26 protein-coding genes and 1 tRNA gene are annotated in these 21223 nt (G+C 64.3%); 8 read left to right on the forward strand and 19 right to left on the reverse strand.

Annotation, left to right across the window (positions count from 1 at the left end; all coding sequences use genetic code 11):
* The 8 genes from G391_RS0110425 to G391_RS0110460 are packed head-to-tail and all read right to left on the reverse strand — an operon-like array spanning nt 1 to nt 5935.
* The gene (locus G391_RS0110425; RefSeq protein ID WP_029087470.1) at nt 1-714 is read right to left on the reverse strand and encodes a glutamine amidotransferase-related protein; all 714 of its coding nucleotides are present in this window, start codon (nt 712-714) and stop codon (nt 1-3) included.
* Nucleotides 711-1118 (reverse strand): hypothetical protein, encoded by a 408-nt coding sequence (locus G391_RS0110430; RefSeq protein ID WP_029087471.1) that lies wholly within the window; start codon nt 1116-1118, stop codon nt 711-713. Before G391_RS0110430 ends, G391_RS0110425 begins: the two co-directional genes overlap by 4 nt.
* Complete coding sequence (locus tag G391_RS0110435) at nt 1115-2329, reverse strand: CCA tRNA nucleotidyltransferase (protein WP_029087472.1); 1215 nt, start codon at nt 2327-2329, stop codon at nt 1115-1117. Before G391_RS0110435 ends, G391_RS0110430 begins: the two co-directional genes overlap by 4 nt.
* On the reverse strand, nt 2326-2976 hold the full coding sequence (locus G391_RS0110440; RefSeq protein ID WP_029087473.1) for a CoA pyrophosphatase: 651 nt from the start codon (nt 2974-2976) through the stop codon (nt 2326-2328). Before G391_RS0110440 ends, G391_RS0110435 begins: the two co-directional genes overlap by 4 nt.
* Nucleotides 2973-3509, reverse strand: coding sequence for a DUF1285 domain-containing protein (locus G391_RS0110445; RefSeq protein WP_029087474.1), 537 nt, complete (start codon nt 3507-3509; stop codon nt 2973-2975). The genes G391_RS0110440 and G391_RS0110445 overlap by 4 nt, the downstream gene beginning before the upstream one ends.
* A 44-nt stretch (nt 3510-3553) precedes the next feature.
* Complete coding sequence (locus G391_RS0110450) at nt 3554-4039, reverse strand: GNAT family N-acetyltransferase (RefSeq protein WP_029087475.1); 486 nt, start codon at nt 4037-4039, stop codon at nt 3554-3556.
* A 56-nt stretch (nt 4040-4095) separates the two neighbouring features.
* Nucleotides 4096-4857, reverse strand: coding sequence for an enoyl-CoA hydratase (locus G391_RS0110455; protein ID WP_029087476.1), 762 nt, complete (start codon nt 4855-4857; stop codon nt 4096-4098).
* Between the two features lie 7 nt (nt 4858-4864).
* A complete protein-coding gene (locus tag G391_RS0110460) occupies nt 4865-5935 on the reverse strand; it encodes an MBL fold metallo-hydrolase (protein ID WP_029087477.1) in 1071 nt (356 codons plus the stop codon).
* A gap of 174 nt (nt 5936-6109) precedes the next feature.
* On the opposite strand from G391_RS0110460, the gene G391_RS0110465 reads away from it, so the two are divergent.
* Nucleotides 6110-7471: a hypothetical protein gene (locus tag G391_RS0110465; RefSeq protein ID WP_156893924.1), complete on the forward strand. Its 1362-nt coding sequence runs from the start codon at nt 6110-6112 to the stop codon at nt 7469-7471.
* Between the two features lie 65 nt (nt 7472-7536).
* Here the strand turns inward: G391_RS0110465 and G391_RS0110470 are convergent, their stop codons facing one another.
* From G391_RS0110470 to G391_RS0110505, 7 genes are all read right to left on the reverse strand, one after another.
* The gene (locus G391_RS0110470; RefSeq protein WP_029087479.1) at nt 7537-8871 is read right to left on the reverse strand and encodes a dihydroorotase; all 1335 of its coding nucleotides are present in this window, start codon (nt 8869-8871) and stop codon (nt 7537-7539) included.
* Nucleotides 8864-9832 (reverse strand): glycosyltransferase family 9 protein, encoded by a 969-nt coding sequence (locus G391_RS0110475; RefSeq protein ID WP_245572081.1) that lies wholly within the window; start codon nt 9830-9832, stop codon nt 8864-8866. The genes G391_RS0110470 and G391_RS0110475 overlap by 8 nt, the downstream gene beginning before the upstream one ends.
* A 61-nt stretch (nt 9833-9893) precedes the next feature.
* The gene (locus tag G391_RS0110480) at nt 9894-10373 is read right to left on the reverse strand and encodes a GNAT family N-acetyltransferase (RefSeq protein ID WP_029087481.1); all 480 of its coding nucleotides are present in this window, start codon (nt 10371-10373) and stop codon (nt 9894-9896) included.
* The gene (locus G391_RS0110485; protein ID WP_029087482.1) at nt 10370-11533 is read right to left on the reverse strand and encodes an isovaleryl-CoA dehydrogenase; all 1164 of its coding nucleotides are present in this window, start codon (nt 11531-11533) and stop codon (nt 10370-10372) included. The genes G391_RS0110480 and G391_RS0110485 overlap by 4 nt, the downstream gene beginning before the upstream one ends.
* A 38-nt stretch (nt 11534-11571) precedes the next feature.
* Nucleotides 11572-12915: a lysozyme gene (locus G391_RS15235; RefSeq protein WP_169719106.1), complete on the reverse strand. Its 1344-nt coding sequence runs from the start codon at nt 12913-12915 to the stop codon at nt 11572-11574.
* A 111-nt stretch (nt 12916-13026) separates the two neighbouring features.
* Nucleotides 13027-14439, reverse strand: coding sequence for a magnesium transporter (gene mgtE, locus G391_RS0110500; RefSeq protein ID WP_029087483.1), 1413 nt, complete (start codon nt 14437-14439; stop codon nt 13027-13029).
* Between the two features lie 57 nt (nt 14440-14496).
* Nucleotides 14497-14583 (reverse strand) — tRNA-Leu (locus G391_RS0110505).
* A gap of 97 nt (nt 14584-14680) precedes the next feature.
* Between G391_RS0110505 and G391_RS0110510 the strand changes: the two genes are divergently transcribed.
* The 3 genes from G391_RS0110510 to arsC are packed head-to-tail and all read left to right on the forward strand — an operon-like array spanning nt 14681 to nt 16093.
* Nucleotides 14681-15016, forward strand: coding sequence for an ArsR/SmtB family transcription factor (locus tag G391_RS0110510; protein ID WP_029087484.1), 336 nt, complete (start codon nt 14681-14683; stop codon nt 15014-15016).
* A gap of 1 nt (nt 15017) precedes the next feature.
* The gene (locus tag G391_RS0110515) at nt 15018-15680 is read left to right on the forward strand and encodes an aquaporin (RefSeq protein ID WP_245572082.1); all 663 of its coding nucleotides are present in this window, start codon (nt 15018-15020) and stop codon (nt 15678-15680) included.
* Complete coding sequence (gene arsC / locus G391_RS0110520; protein WP_029087486.1) at nt 15677-16093, forward strand: arsenate reductase (glutaredoxin); 417 nt, start codon at nt 15677-15679, stop codon at nt 16091-16093. The genes G391_RS0110515 and arsC overlap by 4 nt, the downstream gene beginning before the upstream one ends.
* 7 nt (nt 16094-16100) lie before the next feature.
* On the opposite strand, the gene G391_RS0110525 is transcribed toward arsC, so the two are convergent.
* Nucleotides 16101-16367 (reverse strand): FliM/FliN family flagellar motor switch protein, encoded by a 267-nt coding sequence (locus G391_RS0110525; RefSeq protein ID WP_029087487.1) that lies wholly within the window; start codon nt 16365-16367, stop codon nt 16101-16103.
* A 123-nt stretch (nt 16368-16490) separates the two neighbouring features.
* Between G391_RS0110525 and lipB the strand changes: the two genes are divergently transcribed.
* The gene (lipB, locus tag G391_RS0110530; protein ID WP_029087488.1) at nt 16491-17192 is read left to right on the forward strand and encodes a lipoyl(octanoyl) transferase LipB; all 702 of its coding nucleotides are present in this window, start codon (nt 16491-16493) and stop codon (nt 17190-17192) included.
* Here lipB and G391_RS0110535 read toward each other — a convergent pair.
* Both G391_RS0110535 and G391_RS0110540 read right to left on the reverse strand, forming a co-directional pair.
* Nucleotides 17189-17584, reverse strand: coding sequence for a DUF805 domain-containing protein (locus G391_RS0110535; RefSeq protein WP_029087489.1), 396 nt, complete (start codon nt 17582-17584; stop codon nt 17189-17191). The genes lipB and G391_RS0110535 overlap by 4 nt on opposite strands.
* A 42-nt stretch (nt 17585-17626) precedes the next feature.
* Complete coding sequence (locus G391_RS0110540) at nt 17627-18223, reverse strand: DUF4287 domain-containing protein (RefSeq protein WP_029087490.1); 597 nt, start codon at nt 18221-18223, stop codon at nt 17627-17629.
* A 39-nt stretch (nt 18224-18262) separates the two neighbouring features.
* Between G391_RS0110540 and G391_RS0110545 the strand changes: the two genes are divergently transcribed.
* On the forward strand, nt 18263-18697 hold the full coding sequence (locus tag G391_RS0110545) for an HIT family protein (protein ID WP_029087491.1): 435 nt from the start codon (nt 18263-18265) through the stop codon (nt 18695-18697).
* A gap of 14 nt (nt 18698-18711) precedes the next feature.
* On the opposite strand, the gene G391_RS0110550 is transcribed toward G391_RS0110545, so the two are convergent.
* A complete protein-coding gene (locus G391_RS0110550; RefSeq protein WP_156893925.1) occupies nt 18712-19464 on the reverse strand; it encodes a hypothetical protein in 753 nt (250 codons plus the stop codon).
* Between the two features lie 87 nt (nt 19465-19551).
* On the opposite strand from G391_RS0110550, the gene G391_RS0110555 reads away from it, so the two are divergent.
* Both G391_RS0110555 and alr read left to right on the forward strand, forming a co-directional pair.
* Nucleotides 19552-20118 (forward strand): LOG family protein, encoded by a 567-nt coding sequence (locus tag G391_RS0110555; protein ID WP_029087493.1) that lies wholly within the window; start codon nt 19552-19554, stop codon nt 20116-20118.
* Nucleotides 20119-20154: 36 nt separating this feature from the next.
* Nucleotides 20155-21192 carry an alanine racemase gene (gene alr, locus G391_RS0110560; protein ID WP_029087494.1) on the forward strand — a complete coding sequence of 346 codons (1038 nt, stop codon included), beginning with the start codon at nt 20155-20157 and terminating at the stop codon, nt 21190-21192.
* Nucleotides 21193-21223 lie beyond the last annotated feature (31 nt).

The following is a 21223-nucleotide window of genomic DNA, read 5'->3' on the forward strand; positions in this document are numbered from 1 at the left end:
CTAGATGCGACCGCTACCGTCGATCGGCTGCCGCAGGAAATTTTGGATCCATTGGGCGACGACCAGTCGGTCGTTGGGGCCATCCAGACTGGCCATCGCCTGACGGGCGAAGTGCGGCTCGTAGCGGGCACCTCGGATGTCAATCAGAGCCTTGGCGAATTCCGGCGTGAACTCGGGGTGACCCTGGAACGAGATGGAGTCCCGACCATGGATCAGTCCGGCATAGGGGCAAAAGCCGCTGGTCAGCGTCACCCAGGTTGAGGCCCCACGATCAATCACCTGGTCCTGGTGGGAGGCCGGCAGTCGAACGGTTTCAAGCCAGGGCTCCATCCAGTCCCGTCGCCTGTCAACCTGATAGGAATGGACGCCAATGCCCCAACCCCGGGGCCACTTCTTCACGTCGCAGCCGTTGGCCTTGGCCATGACCTGGTGTCCGAAACAGATCCCGACCATTTTGCAGTGGCCCTGCGCGCCGATGATCCACATCTTGAGGTTCTGAATCCAGGCGTCGCCGTCATAGACGCCTGACGGCGAACCGGTGATCACCACGCCCTGATGTTCGCCGCGCTCAGGCAGCGGATCCGTCTGGACGTCGAACACCTCGGACTCGAAGCCATCGTGACCGATCATCTCGATCAGCATGTCGGGGTAGCTGCCGAATCGTGCTTCCAGCTCTGGCGGCGGGGCTCCGGTCTTCAGGATGGCCACCTTCACGTCCGTCTCCTCAGGAATTTCAGGCCGGACCAGTCGGTATCGACCGCGCAGACCTTCACATCGACCCAGCCGGTTGGCAGCACAATCTCACGCACGCCGTCCTCTGTGAGGTCAAGGAACATGGTCGAGCTCTTCTTGGGCCAGCTGATCCAGACCATGCCGCCGGTCGGCCGCGCGTTGAACACCGACCCGATAACCGTCTCAAGTTCGAGGCGGCTCCGCACGAACAGATGCAGGATCTGCGCGCCTTCGATCTCACCGTCGCTGCGGCGCGCGCCGGTCGGCAGGGGCGACACCAGCGCATCGTAGTTTGGCGGCGCATTCACGGTCGCCAGAACGTCGCCTGATCGAACACCCAGCTTGTCGACCAGCCGCTTGCCTGAATAGCCAACCCGCTCCGTCATTCAGCCCCACGTTCCGCCAACAGCGCGGCGAGCCGGTCCTCCAGTCCTGCCTCGGGAAAATCCTCGGCGATCCACCAGTTTTCGAGATCTTCCAGAAGTCGCCCCATTCGGGGGCCTGGCCGCATTCCAGCAGCCTTGAGGTCCGCGCCGGTGATGGGGAACGCCGGGCGCTGCCACGCGTCCGCCAAAGCCAGCAGCCGCCGCGCTCGCTCTTCTGCCACCGGACCTGCGGCCCAGGCGCGAACCAACCGATCCCGGAACGTCTGGCGACCCAATCGGTACAAGGCTACGCGCGCCACCGTGTCATCCATCCCCACATCGACCGCTGGCTGATCCGGCAAGGTCGCCAGCAGCCGCGCCTTGTGTACGTTGGATAGCCGCAAGGCTTCCGCCGCGGCCCGCACGACATTTGGGTCGGCCGGCAGGAGCGCCGACAACCGCATCAAGGGATCTGAATCGATCTCGACCATCGACCGGAACAGGGGCGTCCGCTCTGCGCAGGGCAAGACCTCGGACAACACGCCAGTTTCGATCATCAGGTCGAGCGCCGGTCGAGGGTCAGGAGCCGACAACAGCTTGAGAAGCTCGCTCGAAACCCGCTCGGCTGAGAGCTGGTGCACCCCATCCTTCAAGTGAGCACAGGCCTCCACGGCCGTCGCATCGGGCTCATCTCGACCAAACCAGGCGCGAAAGCGGAAGAACCGCAATATCCTGAGATAGTCCTCCCGAATCCGGCGCTCGGCGTCTCCGACAAAGACGATCCGACCGGCTAGGGCATCGGATATTCCCTCGCCGGTCGGATCGAACACCACACCCGTCCGGTCAGCATAGAGGGCATTCAGGCGAAAATCCCGGCGTGCGGCATCCGCGTTCCAGTCTTCGGAAAAGGCCACAGTCGCGCGTCGACCGTCCGTCGAGACGTCGCGACGAAGGGTCGTCACCTCGTAGGGTCGTCCAGACGAAACCACAGTGATCGTGCCATGCTCGATCCCGGTCGGAACCGCCTTGAGCCCAGCCGCTTCGACAGCGGACACAATGATCTCCGGTCGCAGTGGCGTGGCAATGTCGATGTCCGACACCGGGCGCCCGATCAGGGCGTCGCGGACGCAGCCGCCGACAAAGCGCCCTTCCCCATCCGCTCGCGTCAGCGCATCCAGGACCGCTACGGTGGGCAGGGCCGTCAGCCACGCCTGATGGATCAAGCGCGTCATCCGCCCCCCCCGGACAGTCGGGCCATCCTCTGTTGCAGACGCCGGATCATGCCCGCCGTGGCCCCCCAGATGTAGCGTTCCGTTCCGATGTCGTCCCAACGCATGGCCCAGAACCAACGCTCGGCACCGTTCCAGACCATCGATTCCTTCCGGTAGTTTCCGGTGTCCATCAGGAAATCCCAAGGGGTTTCAAAGGCGGCAGCGACTTCGTCGGGATTGAGGGTGAGCTCAAACGGGGTATCGACGACGGCGACCACGGGCGTCACACAGAATCCGGTACCGGTTTCATAAACATCAGACAGGCCGAGCGGGTGGATCTTGGCCGGGTCCAGGCCGACTTCTTCATGGGCCTCGCGCAGCGCAGCCTCGACGACCGTTTCACCCGGCTCGATGCGCCCCCCCGGGAAAGCTACCTGGCCCGTATGGCTGTTCAGGGTGTCGGCCCTGCGGGTCAACAGCACCGTGGCACCCGGCTCGCGCCAGATCACCGGGACAAGCACCGCCGCCGGCCTCAACGGCCGCGTCTGGTCGGGGCGGATCGACGGGTTCAGATCATAGTCCGAGGCTTGCGGTGTGGCCTTCAGCACCTCGTCGCTGAGCGGATCGAGAACAGCACGAAGTTCAGCCGCCAGCGTCTGGCGGCTCATTGGTCCCGGCCCAGTTCAAACCACACGCCGCCAGAGCGCAAACCGAGGGCCCCCGTCTCGTCGCGCTGGGCCGCCTCTACCAGTTCGTAGAAGACGGATCGTTCAATGCGGGCCTCCAGCCCGCCCCGTACATGGATGTAAGGCCGCGGCTCACCATCCGGTGACACCTCAACGCGGATCGGATGGTCCGGTCCGGCGACCGTCTCGTCGCCGACATCGGTGATGAAAACCAGATCGCCATCCCTGCGCGTTACGGCGACAGCGCGAAAGGGCACGTCCTCAACCCCGATCGTCAGCTTCTCGACGGGCGTGACCAGGCAATAGCCGTCGGGGTCCTTTCGGAGGACGGTTGAAAACAGCCGGATCAGCTCTTTGCGACCAATAGGCGAGCCCTCATGCAGCCAGACGCCGTCGGCCCTTATCAGGATATCGATGGCTCCACAGTTCGGTGGGTTCCACAGGTCGACGGGCGGCAAAGTACGCTGAGCGGCCTGCGCTATCCCGATCAGTCCTGCAGGGAAGGCGCCGATCATGCTCATGGTGACAGGTTGGAAGGCTTGTCGCCCCTCGGCAAGCCCTATCCGATGCGCGCCAGTCCGACGGGCTTTTCACCGTCGAGCGCCAACCACAGAAGCCTGGACGGATTGACGGGTCCAGGCAGGACCACGGCATCAGTCCGCTCAAACCCAAAACGCCCGAAAAAAGGCGAGTCGCCAACCAGCAGAATTCCCGGCAGTCCCTGTTCGCGGGCCCAGGCAATACAGGCCTCCACCAGAGCCGCCCCGAGGCCGGCCTCGCGCCAGGTCCGATCTACGGCAATGGGCCCCAGAAACGTCGCCCGCAGCGCCCCGATGCGGATAGGCCACAGGCGAACCGACCCGATCACCCCGGCCTCCCCCCGCATGACAAAGCCGGCCTCGGGGTTGGATCCCTCGCGCAGGCGCTCGGCTGTCTTGGCATAGCGCCCAGGCCCGAAAGCCGCTTCCACAACACGCGCCACCGCGCCCGCATCGAAGGCAGATTCGACGCTCAGGGTCGGACGGTTCATGGCGGGCTCGGTCATGGGAGGCGCCCCATAGGGCCGAAGTCCTCCCAGGCCAAGCGGAAATGCAGCCGCACCTACCCGAAATTCGGCGCTCTCTTTTCGAAGAAGGCGGTGAACGCCTCGCGCGCCTCGGGGCTCAGCATCTGCGCCCCGAAGACCTCGCCCTCGGCCTGCATCAACGCCCAAAGCCGCTCAGCATCACGCATCAGACGCTTGGTACCCGCCAGCGACCCCGGCGCGCGGCGCGCCAGAAGTCCGGCCAGTCGTCTGGCTTCTGCATCAACCTCGGCGCTGGCCACGCACCGATTAGCCAGGCCCCAGGCGTGCGCCGTGCGTCCATCAATGGGCTCGCCCAAGGCAAACAGTTCAAAAGCCCGCTGGTGACCGACCGCCATCGGCAACAACAAGGTCGAAGCCGCTTCCGGCGCCAGAGCCAGATTAACGAACGGCGTCGACAACAGGGCGTCCTCGGCCACCACCACCAGATCGCAATGCAGGAGCAGGGTCAGGCCAATGCCCACGGCACGGCCCCTCACCGCCGCCACCGCCGGCTTGTCGAGATAGGCGAGGCTCTTGAGGAAATCGAAGACCGCCATGTCTGTCGGTCGCGTGCCCGACATGGCGATGGAGGCAAAATCTCCAATGTCGTTTCCGGCTGAGAAACTGTCGCCCTCGGCACCGAACACAATGACCCGAACGCCCGGATCGTCTTGTCCGGCAACCACGGCCCGCGCCAGATCGCCGTACATGGCCTGGGTGATCGCATTCTTCTTGTCTGCACGCGCAAAACGGATGCTCAGAATGCCGTCGGACAGCTCTGTTTTGATATGGCTCATGGTTTCCTCAAACGGCGCGCCAGCGCCAGACGCCCTCTGCGTCCGTTTCCCGAATAGCCCGCCCCTGCCGGACCAGACACGTCAGATGGGCCACGCTTTCGCCGGTGGCCATGCTCAACAGGCCAGCACTGATCGGCCGGGCGAACAAGGTTCCAAAGACGTCAACAGCTCGGCGGGGCTCACTGAGGCGACGGACCAGCCGTGTCAGCGCAGTCTCATGGCCGCGACGCAGAGCTTGCAACCGCGCATGCAGTCCCCGGAACGGCTCGCCGTGGGAGGGCAGAACCAGAACCCTATCCGGTACTTCCCGTTCCAGCCGATCAAGCGACGTCAACCAGTCAGCGAGTGGGTCGGCTTCCGGCTCTGTCGGCCACACCGAGACATTCGAACTGATCCTGGGCAACACCTGGTCACCCGCAATGAAGACGTCATCGTCCTCGCGCAGCAGACAGATGTGCTCGGGGGAGTGCCCGTCTCCGCCGACCAATTTCCAGGCCCGACCATCGATCAACAAAATCTCGCCGGCCGTCAGGCGATGATAGGCCGCGGGAGGCTCGCTCACGGCCTTGGCGAACTGGCCGAACCGACCACGCCAATCCTCGACCTGATCCCCGGACCAGCCGCAGGCGCGATAGAACTGAGCGCCGGATTCGGGAGCCGGCCCGGTATCCGCCATCAGCATCCGCAGAGTGACGTACTCGAGACGGCTCATCTTCAACGGGACATCGAAACGCGCGCACAGCCAACCTGCCAGGCCGACGTGATCGGGGTGCATATGCGTGCAGATAACCTGGGTGATCGGCCGGCCCTCAAGCGGCCCTGACAGGGCAACCTCCCAGGCTTCGCGACTAGCCGGAAAATCCAGGCCGGTGTCGACGATGGCCCAGCCCTCACCATCTCGCAAAGCCCACAGATTGATGTGATCCAACGCCATAGGCAGCGGAAAGCGCAACCAGAGCACGCCGTCAGCGACCACGATCGCGTCTCCGGGTTTCGGCAGGGCCTCGAACGGATAGGTCAGCCCGGCCCGATCCGAACGCGCCTCGCCTTCCCTCATAACCGCCGCGCCTTCGGCCAAGAGCCCGTCTCCTTAAGAAACGCTCTGACTAGCGCCTTGTTCATCGGGGAGTCAAAGTGGATTTACGACACGAAGCACGGCGAACAAACATCGTGTTCGTCATGCGTTGTCACTTGACCGGCACTTCTGTGCCCCCTAGCCGTTTTTCAGCTTACCAGACGAGGATACCGGCCGATGAGACTTTCCCTTTTCGCAATTACAGCTGCGGTGGCGGCCGTCACCCTAGCTCTGGCACCGCCCACGACGGCGTCCGCTCAAACGCGCACCCGCCAGGTCGTCACCCCACCTCAAACAGAGGTGAATTCCGCTGTTCGGGACCTGGTTGCCCTCAACCGCCTGAACTGCAACGTCGATGCCGCCCGGTTCGTTGGCCGGAATAACGAAGGCCGAACGCTCTATGAGGTCGCTTGCGTTGGAGCCCCCGGGTTCCTGGTTCTCGATACCGAACCGGCACAGACCGTAAATTGCATCGCCAACAACGCCTCCGTGGCCGCGCGACGCGCAGAGAACCCGGACGCTGACGCCGGTGCCGAATGCTCTCTGGAGCGCAATCTCAACCTCCTCGATTCGGTTCAGCCGATGGTCCAGCGCGCTGGGATAGACTGTCAGGCGGATGGCGCGCGCTGGGTCGGAGCGACGACGAGTGGCGAAACGCGATATGAAGTCAGCTGTGCCACCGGCGATGGCTATTGGCTTGACGTGCGCAATGACGGTTCGGTCGCAACGACGCGCTCCTGCCTTGAGGTGGTTGCTGCTGGCGGTGCCTGTGAATTGACGCCGCCTGCCGAGATCGCGGCCAGCATCGCAGCTCTGGCCGCCCCGTCGGGTCGGACCTGCTCGGCAACCGGTGCCCGGTTCGTCGGGGCGAACGGCGAAACCGGTCAGCGGTATTATGAGGTCGGTTGTGCAGACGGAATCGGGTTCATGATCCGCACGTCCAGCACCAACGCCTTCGAATCCGTCATTGAATGCGCCCAGGCGGTGAATATCGCGGGTGGTTGCCGTCTTTCGGACGGCGCTGCCGTTTCAGCGGCCTCGGCCGAAGAACTTCAGGCCCGCCTCGCCTCGGCAAGCATCGCCTGCCAGTTTGTTCGTAACGGTCCGCCTCGCCAGGAAACCGAAGGCGACCGCCGCACGGTGGTCGAGTTCGACTGCGTTGATCGCCCCTGGGGACTCGTCGCCTTTCTCCCCAACCCCTCGGGATCTGCTGAAGAAATTGACTGCCTGACCGCCCAGGCAAGGCTCGGCGGTTGCTCGCTGACCAGCCGCAACATGCTCCTGGACAACCTCGGCATGCTGGCGGCGGCCCGCACCCAGCTCGCTTCTTGTGCCGTGTCGGATTTCCGCATGGTTGGCCGCCTCTCCTCGGCCGAGGCCGGCAGCGCGAATGGTGCCGGAGACGTTGTCGAACTGCGCTGCGATGGTGGTTCAGGTTACATCGCAGTAGTGCGCCCGGATCGGTCCGCGATCACGCAGTCACAGACCTGTGCGACGTCGGCCGAGCGCGGCGGCACGCGTTGCCAGCTGGGCAGCTAAACGAAGGTACTCGTTCTTCGGAAAGTCAGGAGGGCCTCGGGAGAAATCCCGGGGCCCTTTTCTTGTCAGGCGTTGAGCGTTTCCTGGAAACGAACAGCCCGACCGGTCGCCCGGCCCATCAGCTCGCCGTCCCGCATGACCACGCGCCCGCGCACAATAGTTCCGACCGGGTAGCCCTCGACCTCCATACCGTCGAAGGGCGTCCAGCCCGAGCGGGTGGCCATGTCCGCGTGACGCAAGACGCGGCGGGCCTTCAGGTCCACCAGCGTCAGATCTCCGTCCCAGCCTTCGGCCATACGGCCCTTGCCGGCGATCTGGAACACGCGCTGCGCGCCCGAAGAGGTCAGATCAACAAGGCGTTCCAGGCTCAGGCGTCCCTTGGCGACATGATCCAGCATGACCGGCAACAGGGTCTGTACGCCCGGCATGCCGGACGGTGACGCCGGATAGGGCCGCGCCTTCTCCTCCAGCGTATGCGGCGCGTGATCCGAGCCGATGACGTCCGCCACGCCTTGCGCAATCCCGTCCCACAGCCCGCGCACATGCCGCGCCTCCCGGATCGGCGGGTTCATCTGGGCTAGGCCCTTCAGCCGCTCGTAGGCTTCGGGGGCCTCCAGCGTCAGGTGCTGAGGCGTGAACTCGACTGTGGCGACGTCTTTGTGGTTGGCCAGAAACTCAACCTCTTCGGCCGTCGTCACATGAAGCACATGGATGCGCTTGCCGAGCTTCTCGGCCAAGCCAACCAGGCGGCGAGTCGACAGGAACGCCGCCTCGGCGTCGCGCACCTCCGGGTGGCTGGTCCAGTCCCCTGTTCGCGCCAGTCCCCGCCGTTCAGCCAGCCTGAACTCGTCTTCGGAATGGAAGGTCGCCCGGCGGTTGACGTTTCGAAGCACCGCCTCGACGCCCTCGTCGTCGGCAATCAGAAGAGAGCCGGTCGAGGCCCCCATGAAGACCTTGACCCCGCAGCAGCCCGGAAGCCGCTCCAGCTCGCCGAGATCGGCGACATTCTCCATCGTCCCGCCGATGTAGAAGGCATGGTCGCACCACATACGGTGATGCGCCCGGCGCAGCTTGTCGGCCAGCGCGTCCGGGTCCGTTGTCGTCGGCTCGGTGTTGGGCATTTCGAAGACCGCCACCACACCGCCCAGGGCCGCCGCCCGGCTGCCGGTTTCAAGGTCTTCCTTCCACTCAAGGCCTGGCTCACGGAAGTGAACCTGGGTGTCGATCACGCCCGGCATCACCAACAGGCCCGTCGCATCCACGACCTCACCCGCCGAGGCCTGACCTAGATCTCCCAGCCTGAGGATTTTGCCATCCTTGATGCCGACATCACCCAGGCCGCGACCGCCATGGTTGATGATCTCGCCGCCTCGGACGATCAGATCATAGGCTTCAGCCATGAGCAGGCTCCAGAACGGGGGGCTCGGTCGACCGGAACAGAGTCTCAGCCGCGGCGACGACTGGCTCCACCGGGACATCCATCATGTGCTGGATATGCTGGTTGAGGCCGGGATCGATCACACGAAACTCCTCCAGAGATCGCGATCCACGCACCGCTGCACCGTGCCAGGGTCGGGTCAGGGATTCGTCAGAAGGACCGTAGATTCCCAGCGCAGGAACCCCGGCAGCCGTCGCCAACTGGGTCCAGACCGAGTCTCCTCCGATGAACAGACGGGCGTGGCGTAGCGCCGCCGCCGTCTCCAGCAAGTCGAGCTTTCCCTGAAGCTCGATGACGCGATCCCGGGACACGGCAAACCGGATTGTGTGCGCCGCATCGCGATCTTCCGACCGGCCGACTAGCATCAGCCGTCCACCCGCCAACGGCCCGCCCGCGCCCAGGAGAGACGCTGCCACCTTGGTAAATCGCTCGGACGGCCAACGCTTGCCGATCCAATCCACCCCCGGGCCAACGGCCAGGATAGGTCCGGCTCGATCACCGACCAGGGCATCGGCGGTGGCGACGACCTCGTCGCCGAAGAATAATTGGGGGGGGGCCGGTTCATCCAGCATCAGGACCCGAGACGCAGATTCGACCGCATGTACCGGCTCTGCGTCATCGGTTCGGATGGCCCGTCGCTCGCGCTTGAGCCAGCTCGACAGCTTGGAGCCGCGCATATCGACCACGACGCTCCAGCGACGGCCCTTGAGGCGATCCCACAGCTTCAGCCAATCGGCCGTCGCCTCTCCAGGAAGGACGATCAACCGATCCAACCCGGGGGTGTCGCGGAACAAGGGCGCGCTTTCAGGCGATCCAACAATCGTGATCCGTGCCGTCGGAGCCTCCCGCACCATTTGGGCGAGCACACCCGACGACATGACCGCCGCCATGGAATCGGCCTCGGCAATGTACAAGATGGTCAAGGACGCGGGCATTGAACCGCAATAAACCCGAAATCGATTGAGTCGTCGCTAGGGAAGCGATCTAGCGCCACTCTCGTTCCAGGTATGATGAACCCTCGCCGTAGACGGCAACCTTGGCTCCCAGAACGACCGAGGGACTCTCGGTCCAGCCGCGCCTGGTCCAGAACGGTGCCGCACCAGGCACCGCAACCAACTCGGATCTCTGCACGTCGGGGTGAGCGTCAAGGCAGGTGGCCAAAAGTCGTGTACCCAGATCACGCCCCCGCGCAGATGGGGCAACCGACAGATCGTGAATGTACCAGACATCGCCCCCGGCCCCATCCAGCACTGTGTCTGGTGCAGGCGGGTCCATCGATATCCATGGGTGGCTCAGCAGATAGGCGTCCAGCCGACTGTCCGTCTCGACCGCCCAGCACCAGTCCGGTGCCACAGCGATCCGGCTGGCGAAGGCGACGTCGCTGTCTCGAATGGCGGGGGGGTAACAGTCGGCTTGAATGGCGAGGGCCGCGGGGAGATCGCCGAAGCGAAGAGGGCGGATCACCCCCCCATTAACTCCCGCCCGATGAGGAACCGCCGGATCTCATTCGTCCCCGCACCGATGTCATAAAGCTTGGCGTCGCGCACCAATCGCTCGACCGGCCATTCCTTGGTATAGCCGGCGCCGCCCAGGGCCTGGACGGCTTCCAGCGACACCTTCACCGCGTTCTCTGACGCCAGCAGGATCGCCCCGGCCGCGTCATAGCGCGTCGTCAGGCCTGCATCGCACGCCTTCGCCACCTGATAGACGTAGGCCCGCGCCGAGTTCAGAGCGACGTACATATCCGCCACCTTGCCCTGCATCAGCTGGAACGAGCCGATTGCCTTGCCGAACTGCTTGCGGTCGCGCACGTAGGGCAAGACGACATCCAGCGCCCCCTGCATGATGCCCAGAGGGCCACCCGACAGCACGGTGCGCTCATAGTCCAGACCAGACATGAGCACGCCCGCGCCGCCACCGACCGGGCCCATGACGTTCTCTTCGGGGACTTCGCAATCCTCAAATACCAGCTCGGCCGTGTCCGATCCGCGCATCCCCATCTTGTCCAGCTTCTTGGAGACGCTGAACCCCTTCATCCCCTTCTCGATCAGGAAGGTGGTGACCCCGCCATTGCCGTCGCCGGTGCGCGCATAGACGACCAGGGTGTCTGCGGTGGGCGAGTTGGTGATCCAGAACTTGGTGCCGTTCAGCACGTAGTGATCGCCCTTCTTCTCGGCGCGGGTCCGCATCGACATCACGTCAGAACCCGATCCGGCCTCCGACATGGCCAGCGATCCCAAGTGTTCGCCGGAAATCAGCTTGGGGAGGTACTTCGCCTTCTGCTCGGGCGTGCCCCAGCGGCGGATCTGATTGACGCAGAGGTTGGAGTGAGCCCCGTAGCTGAGCCCGATCGACGCGGACGCGCGGGACACCTCTTCCATGGCGATAACGTGCTCGAGATAACCAAGGCCCAGTCCACCGTATTCTTCTTCGACGGTGATCCCGTGCAGGCCCAGCTCGCCCATCTCGGGCCACAGGTCGCGGGCGAATTCGTTCTTCTCGTCGATCTCGGCTGCGCGCGGAGCCAAGCGGTCGGCTGCCCAGCGATAGGTCGTGTCTCGAATGGCATCGGCGGTTTCGCCGAGGCCGAATTCCATGGATTGGGGGGCGTTGGGAATGCTCATGACGCCGGGTTAGCATTCGCCCGCGTCACACGGAAGCGTCACGCCTCGTCACTGTTCCCAAGCCGCTTGAACAGATTGTAGGCCGCCACCCAGACACAGACGACGCCGATGGCAACCAGCACCCACGAAATCACCGTCTTCTCGTCGAACGTGCCGACGGGAATCTGTTCCTGTCCGGCCAGTTGGAACCCGGCAATGCCAAAGCCAAAAGCAGCCAGACCGACGATGCCGGTCGCCACATAGGCCCCGGTATCGCTCCAGCGGCTTGTTGAATCTTCCTCGTCTGCCTCCGGCTCGTAGTAGATGACCGGCTCGCCCATGCCGGTGATGACCGGCTGTTCGCCCTGTTCAAACAGGGGGGCATCCGCGACCACAGGCGTACCCGCGTCCTCAACCTCAGACCGGGCATCCGGTCGGGCCGGCGGTTCCGGCGGCACTTCGGGCGGAGGCGTGAGGATCAGGACCGTCGGCGGTTCGTCGATCTGGGCCCCTGCTCCCGGAGGCTCCATCAAGCCGGTTGTTCCGTCGTCTTCGACCTGCCCTACCGGCTCGACGACTTCAACGACGGCCTCGGATACCGTCTCCTCGGTGGCGGAAACCGAGGGATGGGCCGCGCCTATCGGCGAGAATGGGGTGGCCTGATAGGGCGCGAAGATGCGGGTGGACAGACTGGCGCTGGATAGCACGGTTGCGTCGGAGGTACCGGGTGCCGTCTCGTCCGGCATCACCGATGGACTATCGACCGGATCGGCCGGCGTCGGGGCCGGGGGGTCCAGCTCCGCCTCGGCTTCGACGCCAGCTTCTGATGATGGCTCTCGCGTTTCCGGCGTCGGCTCGCCCGCGCGGGACGTCTCAATCGTAAAGGCGACCGGCCGCTGCACCGGCAGCGAGGCGCGGGCAATCGGATCGATCTCGGGGCGGATCAGATCAGACGGCGATTCCCGTCCTTCTTTCCCCAACAGGAGAGCCTCTTCGGCGGACCGCCGCCGCACTAGCGCGTCCAGAACGACGCGGCGCCCGTCAAATGCACCAGCCCGCCAGATGGCCATGGCCAGGGCCGCCTCGGTCATTCGCTCCTGGTTGACGCGCTGGAGCACCTCGGACTGCTGGAAAGACTCGACGCCAACGTTGAAGGCAAAACAGACCAGAGCATCGAACTGGTTCTGCGAAATATCGGGCACAACGCTGTCGTTGACCGCCGCGACTACGGGGATGAGATCATAGACCAGAAAGGCCTCGGCATCCGCCTCGGTGATCGTCGCCCCTTCGCGCGCATACTGGGTATGTCCATGTCCCATCGTCCAGCGCCCATCTGGCAGCCGGGCGGCTGTGAGGCGCAGTCCTTCGAACTCCTTGAGGAGGTCGAGCCCTTCGCGAGACATTTTCAGGCGCGTTTGCATCTCGTTCCTGTGCGGCGTGGTCCATTCCGGGACAAGCTGGCTCGCCCCGCAAGCGAACCCGCAAGGAACGGGCCGACCGACAGGTCAGAGAATTTAGAGCAGGATCAGGGCCGCAAGGCCCAGGAAGGCCAGAAAACCGATCGTATCCGTCACCCAACTGACGAAGACGGGGGATGCGACCGCCGGGTCACGACCTAGCCGATCCAGGGCCAGCGGGGCCAAGGTTCCAGCCAGGGCGGCGGCAACCAGATTGATAATGACCGCCAGGCCAATCACCACGGACAGCATGGGCTCTCGGAACCAGAGCCAGGTCACACCGGACAGGAGAATGGCAATCGCCACGCCGTTAAACAGACCCACAGCAATCTCACGTCGCAAGATCCGCCAGCCGTTCGCCGCCGAAACCTCGCGCATGGCCAGCGCCCGCACCGAGACGGTCAGGGCCTGCGTGCCGGCATTACCGCCAATGGACGCCACCACCGGCATCAGCACCGCCAGGGCGACCAGCTGCTCAATCTGGCCCTGAAACAGACCGATGACCGTCGAGGCGATCAAGGCCGTGCCGAGGTTCACCACCAGCCAGGGAATACGCGAGCGCACCACTTCACCAACATCGGCGTCACGCCCAGCGTCGGTCACACCGGCGAGGGCCAGCATGTCTTCCTGGTTCTCTTCCTGAATGATGTTGACGATATCATCGACGGTGATCTGGCCGACCAGTCGCCCACCGGCGTCAATCACCGGGGCCGAGATCAAGTGATACTTCTCGAAGATGTAGGCGACTTCTTCCTGCTCCAGGTCCACCGCAATCTCGGTGATCGGCTCCATCAGATCGCTGAGCTTGACCTCGCGTTGCGCGCGCAACAGGCCCGAGACGGGAATGGCCCCGACCGGGCGCTGGCCCGGATCAACGACATAGATGTCGAAAAACAGCTCGGGAAGGTCATCTCCCTGGCCGCGCATGTGGTCGATGGCGTGACCAACCGTCCAGAACTGTGGCGCGGCCATCACTTCGCGCTGCATCAGACGGCCGGCTGAATCCTCCGCATAGCCAAGGGCCGTTTCCAGGCTGGCGCGCTCGGCATCGGGCATGGCCGCCAGCACCGCGCGACGCTGGTCATCCTCCAGGTCTTCGACAATGCCGGTTGCGTCGTCGGAATCGAGTTCCTGCAGCGCCTCGGCCAGGGTTCTAGGCGCAATGCTCTCCAGCACGTCCTCGCGAACCCCGTCGTCCAGCTCTGGCAACGTCTCGGCCAGAACGTCCGGCGGCAACCAGGGCACCACCTCATCGCGGTGTTCGGCCGACAGAAAGCCAAGCAGGTCCGCGACATCCGCCGGATGCAGGGCCGCGACAAGCTCGCGCAACCGCATGCCGTCGCCGCGGTCCGCCGCGTCGACGACCATTTCCACGTATTCAGACGTAAGGGCGTAGTCCTCGCCCAGGGCCAGATCTTCCAGCATCTGGGTGGCCTCGGCATCGGGCATCTGGGTGGCGGAGCTGTTCATGCGCGCCTCCCTCCTTGGGCCGATCAGGCGAACTGTCGCCTTTTCACCGATTCTCGATGGTGCGGTCGAGAAGACTCGAACTTCCACTCCGGTTAGGGAACAGCGACCTCAACGCTGCGCGTCTACCAATTCCGCCACGACCGCTCGCATCGGAGCGCGGTGGAATAGCGGAGGCGAACGCGATTGGGAAGGGGCACCGCGACAGATTGATCTGGCCATTAATTTCTATATTTCTACGAATATGGAAATCTTAGAACTCTCCCGCGCGCTCGGGGCCCTGTCCCATCCTGAACGATTGGCGGTGTTTCGGCTGCTGGCCCCAGAAGGACCGTGCGGGATGGCCGCAGGTGACATCAGTTCAGCCTTGAAAACGCCGCCCAATTCCCTGACCGCGCGTCTCAATCAACTGGTCGACGCCGGCCTCGTCCGACGCCGCCGTGAAGGTCGCAGCATGATCTACGCCGTCGATCCTACCGGGGTCCGTGCCATGATTCTGGCCCTCACCGACGACTGTTGCCAGGGCCGCGTCGAGCTTTGTGGCGTCGTCCCGGCCTGCGAGGGTGCGTATGCCAGCTGAGTTGCTCCCTCTCCCTCGCCGGCTCATCGCAGAGGGCGTCGGCACCACGCTGCTGCTGTCCACAGTGGTCGGCTCAGGAATTATGGCCGAGACGCTGTCAGGCGGGAACGTCGCCCTGGCATTGCTGGCCAACGCCGTGGCGACGGGTTGTATCCTTGTGGTGTTGATCACCGCCTTGGGCCCGGTGTCAGGCGCGCACTTCAATCCGGCGGTCAGCCTCGCCTTCCTGCTTCGACGCGAGATAAAGCCGGCGCATGCCATTACCTACATTGGGGTTCAGATTATCGCGTCCATCATCGGTGTCGTCCTCGCACACTTGATGTTCGACCTGCCTGCGCTGCAGATTTCCACCCACATTCGCACTGGGCCGGGCCAATGGCTCTCAGAGGGCGTTGCTGCGTTTGGTCTGGTCCTGATCATTCTCGGCGGCCTGGCGGTCGCGCCACGGGCGGTTCCCTGGTTGGTGGGCCTGTTCATCACCGCCGCCTACTGGTTCACCGCCTCGACCAGTTTCGCCAATCCGGCGGTCACCGTCGCCAGGTCCTTAACTGACACCTTCGCCGGCATCGCCCCAGCCTCGGCACCGGCCTTCATTATCGCCCAGATCGTTGGAGCGATTTCCGCCGCCTTCGTCGCTGGCATCATCTTCAAGGGTGCAGAATGAGTCCCGATCACTTCCCGGTCACGATCTACCACAACCCATCTTGCGGCACCTCGCGCAACACCCTCGCCATGATAGAGGCGGCCGGCTATTCGCCCGAAGTCATCCTCTATCTCGAGACCGGCTGGACGCACGACGGGCTGAAAGACTTGCTTGCCCGGATGGGCACCGTGCCCTCCGACGTTCTGCGGACGAAAGGCGCGCCGGCCAAAGCTCTGGGTCTGCTCGGGCCTGACGTCAGTGAAAGCGATGTCCTAGAGGCCATGCTGGCTCACCCGATCCTGGTCAACCGCCCGATCGTCGCTACGCCGATGGGGGTCGTGCTGGCGCGTCCCTCAGAAAGCGTCCAGGGGGTGCTCGACCGACCAATCGGCACCTTCACCAAGGAGAATAGCGAGATCGTGCATCTCGCTTAGTCGCCCGTCAGGCCGCGCCGGCCATATAGTCATAAACGTCCGCCGGCCCCGTCACGATGATTGCGATGCGATCATCGGAGATCGAGATCTCACCCCGTGCGATCGGGTGATTGTTGGCCAGGATCCAGACCTCGTCCTTCTCCCCGGCATCCAGCGGGATAACCGCGCCGCGCCCCATGCGAAGCAGTTGCTGCATGGGAATATTGGATCGGCCGAGCACCACCGAGATCTCGACCTTGACGGACGCGACCTGCGGACTGACCTCCCTGGACATTGGGAGTGATTGCGACACCCGGACCCCTCGAAACGCGACTGAACCCCCAAGATGACCGCTCATGCTTGACGGCGAGTTAAGCCCGGCCTTGCGAGCGACCCGTTGTCGGGCCAATTCCATCAGATGACCTCCCAGCCGGATTCCCTCAAGCGCCCTGATACCCTGCCCGTCGGCTGGGCCGTGTCGCCAGGCCAGGTCCCCTACCCAGAGGCTGTGGCCGCTATGGAGGCGCGCGCCGCCGCCATCGCCCAGGGTGCCGCCGGTGAACTTGTCTGGCTGCTTGAGCACCCGCCGCTCTACTCAGCAGGGGTTTCTGCCCGACCCGAAGATTTGCTCAGCGCCGGCGACATTCCGGTGTTTGAAACCGGGCGAGGTGGCCAGTTCACCTATCACGGCCCCGGCCAAAGGGTCGCCTATGTCATGCTTGACCTGAACCAGCGCGGGCGTGACGTGCGCCGGTTCGTCCGCGGGCTCGAGAGCTGGATCGTCGGTGCCTTAACCACGTTCAATGTTGATTCTGGCCCGCGGGACGGCCGTGTCGGCGTCTGGGTCGAGCGCCGCCATGGCCCCCTGGCCCGCGAAGACAAGATTGCAGCTATTGGTGTCAAGATACGGAAATGGGTAAGTTTTCACGGCATCAGCCTGAACGTAGAGCCTGACCTGTCCCATTTCTCCGGGATCGTTCCATGCGGCATTCGCGAACATGGCGTCACCAGCCTCGTGGATCTCGGTCGCCCGGTGACGATGGCTGAGGCCGACGCAGCCCTGCGCGCCTCATTTGTTTCGGTGTTCGGGCCGGTCGAACCCAGCGAGCCGCCGCTCTAGATCGACGCCCGCATGGGATTGGGGCCGAACCGATTGGCTCCCTGCTCCGAGGACATCAGCCCGAGCTCGACGATCGCCCAGGCAATTACGGCCAGCCCGAGGAAATCGAGCAAACCTTCAGGGTGCGGCCAGATCATGATGAAGGCGAACAGGATCACCGCCGTCCACCAGCCGGACCGGCCACGGTCATGCAGCCGCTTGGACAGCACACAGGCCCCTGAGAAGAACAGCAGCGGATAGGCGAACACGCCGGTGAAAACATTGTCCCCGAGCGCCGACTGATACAGGGCCAGCATGACAATCAGGCTGACCGCCGCCAGTAGGAACGGCAGCCGACCAACGCGCCCCGAGGACGAGAAGAACAGCTCGGGCCAGTCAATACGCGTGTTCATGCCGCTCCCATAGCCCAGAATCCCAGCGCAGGGCCAGCCACCCTAGCCCCGCTCGGCAGCCTGGACGAACCAGTGCCTGACCTGGTGATCGACGTCGGCGGGCGAGGCTAGTTCGACCACAGCTGTCAGTCGCTCCGACCAGGATTCCCGGCGGGCCGGGGCGGCCAGCCGCCCCGAAGGGTCAGACTCCAGCTTCAGGCCCAGCAAGGCTTTGCCGCCCTTGATGGGACGGGCCGCCGCAAACTGGACCGACCTGGAGAAGCTCGTAAAGCTCTTGCGCTGGCCGACGACGACACCCTCGATGTCGATCGCTATGGCCTCAAGTGCCGCCAGGATGGCTTCGCTGGCCGGGTCCTTCCAAAGCGCAGCCCTCAGGCCGTCGGGATCGTCCCAACCCGGCGCATCGCCCGGTGCCGCACACGACAGAATATAGGCGGCATGGTTCACCCCGATTCCGTGGGTCGCCTTCAACCAGGCGGCCTGTTTGCCCGGCGTTGTCTCGGGGCAGGTCTTCAGAATCTCAAGCCACTCCGCCATGAGCTTGCCCGTCTGGGTTGCGAAATTCGCCTGGACGCTCGCGAACCACTTCTTCTGGCGCTCCGTCATGCCCGCTTGGGCCTTGTCAGCCGCACCGGCCATGGGTGTAACCTCCGCGTCTGATCACTGGATGGACCTGAGATGAGCCTGACCGGCCCCTACGACCCCGACAACATCTTCGCCAAGATCATTCGCGGAGAAATGCCCGCCGTAAAGGTCTATGAGGATGACCGGGTACTGGCCTTCATGGATGTCTTTCCCCAGGCCGAAGGGCACCTGCTCGTGATCTCCAAGGCATCCCAGGCTCGAAACCTGCTGGAAGCTGAGCCTGAGGTCCTGGAAGACCTGGCTCTGGCCACCCAGCGCCTGGCGCGCGCCGCGACAAGGGCCCTCCAGTGCGACGGCATCACAATCTCTCAGTTCAACGGAACGGCTGCCGGCCAGACCGTCTTTCATCTGCATTTCCATGTCATTCCGCGCTGGGCAGATCGCCCTCTGGCCGGCCACGCCAGTGGCAAAATGGAGGATCCGGTCGTCCTGACGGGCCTGGCTGACAGGATCGCAGCGGCGCTCTGAGCGCCGCGCACGGCCTAGGGCAAGAGAATCCACGTCGTCTGGCTGCCGCCACCCGGAAGGATCCAAGCGACACGAATAGCCCCATCCACCGAAGCGGATTCCAACGCGGCTGAAGGTGTCTGCTGCACCAGAACGACGTCACGACTGTCGCGACGCTCTCCCACACTTGCCGTTATCTGGTGCGGGCCCTGTGCCAAGGTAGACGTCAGGACCAGCGACCATCGGCCATCGGGGCCGGCCGTCACGCTGCCGCGACGCTCACCATCCACCCCGACGGCGACGGTCACGCCAGGGTCAGCCAGGCCAGAGACGGCCACCCCGCCGCCGCCGTCCATATCCACCACCGCCAACAGTGGGGCCGGGCCCACCGGCAACGAGGCCCCGCCGAGCCTCAACATCACCGCGCGCTCAGGCGCGGCCCCTGACGAGAAAAGCCAGCCATCGCTCGACACGGACTGGCCGGACCGATCAACGCTCAGGTTGAACAGACGGTCCGCCCGCGTTCCTCCCGGCACCGAAATCGCAAAGCCCCCTTCCGCATCGGCGGTCACGCCGTGCGCCGTCCCGTCCAACTGGATGACCCGGACACGTTCGTCTGGCCCGGCCCTGCCCTCAATGACAAGATCGCCTGAACCCCCCGCCTGCACAGCCAAAGCCACCGGCGGGGCCGTATAGGCCGGCGTTTCCGCAGTCGATACCGTCGGAGCGGCGTCCGGCGAGCAGGCCGTTAACAATAGTCCAAACAGTACAACGCATTTTCGCATCATTGTTCGCCCCCGCTAGGTGAAGCCAGCGACCTTTGCTAGAGCCTTTCGCCCCGGGATGGAAACATCCCTACTCGATGAGGACCTCCCTTGCCCGAACGCCCGACCCATCTCGCCTCCGTCTGCGTGTTTTGCGGCTCCTCGATGGGCGGCAAGCCGGTCTTCCAGCAGGTTGCGCACGAACTCGGGCAGGCGCTCGCCGCCGAGAACCTGCGGCTGGTCTATGGCGGCGGCGGCGTGGGCCTGATGGGCACAACCGCGCGGGCGGCGCATGAGGCCGGCGGTCAGGTTCTGGGTATCATGCCGGACTTCCTGCGGGCCAAGGAACGCTTGCTCGACGAGGTCGAAACGGTCGTGGTCGAGACGATGCATGAGCGCAAGGCCATGATGTACGACGCTTCCGAGGCCTTCGTGGTCCTGCCCGGCGGCATCGGCACCCTGGAAGAAGCCATCGAGCTGATGTCTTGGCGCCGATTAAATTTGCACCTGAAGCCAATCTGGTTCGTGAACACCGAGGGCTTCTGGGACGCCCTGATCGAGCTGTTCCACAACAACGTCTCGACCGGGATGACGCCGGATTGGTTCCTCGAAACCTATGAAGTCGTCGATGATGTGCCGGCTCTGATGGCGTCGATGAAGGCCTGGTTTGATCGCTAGACTTGTACGCGCCTCGACTTGAGGCATAACGCCCTGATGCCCTCCCCGGCCCGTCTCATTGTCGATCTGAATGCCCTGTCGGCCAACTTTCACACGTTGGCACGTATCGGGGGCGTCCCCGTTCATCCCGTGGTCAAGGCAGACGCCTATGGCCTGGGGGCAGCTGCGGTCGCGCGCAAGCTGATGACCGAAGGGGCCGACACCTTCTTCGTGGCACGCCTCAGCGAGGGAGAGGCCCTGCGCCAGACGCTCGGCTCGCGGCCAAACATCTATGTGCTCGACGGGTGTGGGCCCAACGATGTGCTTCGCCTTCAAGCCGCTCGACTTCGTCCGGTTCTGAACGCGCCTGAGCAAATTCGGCGCTGGCTGGGCTCTGACGGTGGGCCCAGCGCCCTTCAGATCGACACCGGCATGAACCGTCTGGGCATTCGGCCCGAAGACGCGCCTGAGCCGTTCCCCGGGCTCGAAATAGTGCTGAGCCATCTCGCCTGTGCGGATGATCCGTTCGACGCCCTCAATACCTCCCAGCGGTCTGCGTTTGAGCTGGTCAGCCGTCGCTACCCGGGCGTCGTGCGCTCATTCGCCAATGCCGGTGGGACATTTCTGGGAGCTGACTTTGCCTTCGACGCGCTTCGCCCCGGCATCAGTCTTTACGGCGGCGGACCGGAGGGACGTCCGGACGACCGACTGCGGCCCGTGGCGGCCTTTCGGGCGGATGTCATCCAGATCCGTGACGTGCCTGAAGGCGAGACGGTCGGCTATGCGCGCGGGTTCACGGCGGAACACCCCACAGCGCTGGCCATCGTCAGTGTGGGCTATGCGGATGGCGTGCTGAGATCCAACTATCCGAACGGCAAGGTCTGGGTCGGCGACGCGCTACGCCCCATCATCGGCCGAATTTCGATGGATCTGATCGCCGTCGACATCACCGGCCTCAAGGTTTCACCGGGCGACACCGTTGAACTCTTCGGCCCTTATCGAATGATCGACGATGCCGCCGCAGATGCCGGCACCATTGCCTATGAGCTGATCACGTCTGTCAGCACTCGCGTGCCGAGGGTCTACGTCGGCTGACCTCCGGTTGGTTGACACCGGCGCCGTACCT

The organism is Brevundimonas aveniformis DSM 17977 (assembly GCF_000428765.1).
GTDB lineage: Bacteria > Pseudomonadota > Alphaproteobacteria > Caulobacterales > Caulobacteraceae > Brevundimonas > Brevundimonas aveniformis.